3 protein-coding genes are annotated in these 1,802 nt (G+C 67.0%); all 3 read right to left on the bottom strand.

What is annotated here, in order from left to right; all coding sequences use genetic code 11:
- Window positions 1-218: RICIN domain-containing protein (locus ACXJMZ_RS37145; RefSeq protein WP_457034408.1), on the bottom strand; the 218-nt coding region annotated here is incomplete at its 3' end.
- Between the two features lie 6 nt (window positions 219-224).
- Complete coding sequence (locus ACXJMZ_RS37140; protein WP_457034407.1) at window positions 225-374, bottom strand: hypothetical protein; 150 nt, start codon at window positions 372-374, stop codon at window positions 225-227.
- A gap of 154 nt (window positions 375-528) precedes the next feature.
- On the bottom strand, window positions 529-1,802 hold a 1,274-nt coding region (locus tag ACXJMZ_RS37135), incomplete at its 5' end, for an arabinofuranosidase catalytic domain-containing protein (protein WP_457034406.1).

Here is a 1,802-nt window from a genome sequence, read left to right as displayed (position 1 = left end):
GTCCACTGGTGGATGGCGGCGCCGTCGGCTGTGGACCAGCTGGACACGTCGATCATCTTGCCCGAGTGGCGTGCCTTGAGCCGGTAGTAGCCGCTGCCGGAGTCCACGAACTGGAACTGCTGGTTGGTGGCGTTGGTGCGGGTCCACTGAACGACGCCGGCACCGTCGGCGGTGGAGGAGTTGTAGACGTCGAGGGCCTTGCCGCTGTTGTGGTTCACCAGCACCTACCGGGCGCCGGTGTCCACCGTGGCGGCCGCCGCCGGCGTCGTGGCCACCGTGAGCAACCCGCCCACGATCGCCAGGGCTGCCGCGGCGGCCGCCCCCGACCGCCACCGACGACGCCACCTCGCGGCGCGCGCTGACCAAACCGACATAGCGTCTTCCTTCCATACATGGGGATCGACGACAGGAGAGGTGCGTCCGGTATGGCCGCTGTGCGAAAGGACGCCGCCCCAGGACCCTCCACGCGGAAGGGGTCAGGCACGTCCGTGCCCGACCCCTTCCGCGTGGTTCAACCTGCGCAGGGGTTCATCGGTAGCCGGCGGCGGCGATGTTCGCCTGGACCGCATTTTCGGTCGCATCCGACGGGTAGCCTGCGACCATGGCACCTTCGTAGAACGTGCCCGCGCTGTCGTTGATATTGCCTACCTCGGGTGAGCAGCAGTCGCCGCCACTGCCCAGGACGATGGCGCCTTGCTTCTTCATCGGGCTGTATACGTTGGGCTCGTTGGGAAGCGCGCCGTCCCACAGGGTGTTCAGGCTTCCGGCCTGGGCATTGCTGCCCTTGAGCGCGAATCGCGTCGTCCCGTTGTTCTTGAGTGTCGCCGTGACGAACTTGCTGGTGAACGCCTGCTGGTTCGGGTTCCACGTGCTGGCACCACCTGGGAACAGGCCCCATTCGAGGTCGGCCTGCACCCAGGGCCCGGCTCCGGAGCAGCCGCCGAACCAGCAGCTCGTCCCGAAGTAGATGGCGTCCATGGCACCTGGCCCGTCGGCCTTGCGGGTGGTTTCGCTGTTGCCGTAGTCGAAGCAGCAGCCGCTGTTGACATGCGTACCACTGGTGACCATGTACATGCCCTCGGGTTCGCTGCCCGTCGGGATACCCGTCAGGTGGCCGTCGCGCCAGTAGCTGGTCCCGGGGTTGATGTACAGCGAGTAGGCCTTGCTGCCACCGACCGTCAGCGACTCGGTGGTCGCTACGGCCGGGCGGGTCTGCGGTGAGCCCGGGACCACGCTGGAACCCTGGTACCACAGGTCGTTGCCACGCCCGGACTGATCGAACACGACCGTGATGACACACGTGGTGTTTGCGCAGAAGGAGTCCTGGGCCGCCGCGTTGGCGACGCCGCCAGGGGTCAGTACGCCGATGTTGCGGGTCGTGTTGTCCGAGCGTCGGACCTGATACAGGTCTCCGTTGTAGGCGCTGTAGAGGGCGCGCGTTGTGCTGTGCGCCGCCACGCAGGGCGTACCACCTGCGCCGTAGATGTCGCACGTGCCGGAGCCGGTGGCCCCGTCCACCTTGACGAGTTGCCACTGCTGGTTGGTGCCGCCCCAGTCGGTGTACTGCACCACGTTGGCGCCGTCGTTGGTGGCTGCGTTCTGGACCTCGACCGCTTTGTTGCTGTTGCGGTTGATCAGTCGGACGTAGCCGCTGTCGGAGTCGGCGAGCCGGAACTGCTGGTTGGTGCCGCCGTGGTCGGTCCACTGGTGGATGGCGGCGCCGTCGGCTGTGGACCAGCTGGACACGTCGATCATCTTGCCCGAGTGGCGTGCCTTGAGCCGGTAGTAGCCGCTGCCGGAGT

The organism is Kitasatospora sp. P5_F3 (assembly GCF_054049135.1).
This window is presented reverse-complemented; position numbering and strand designations above follow the sequence as displayed.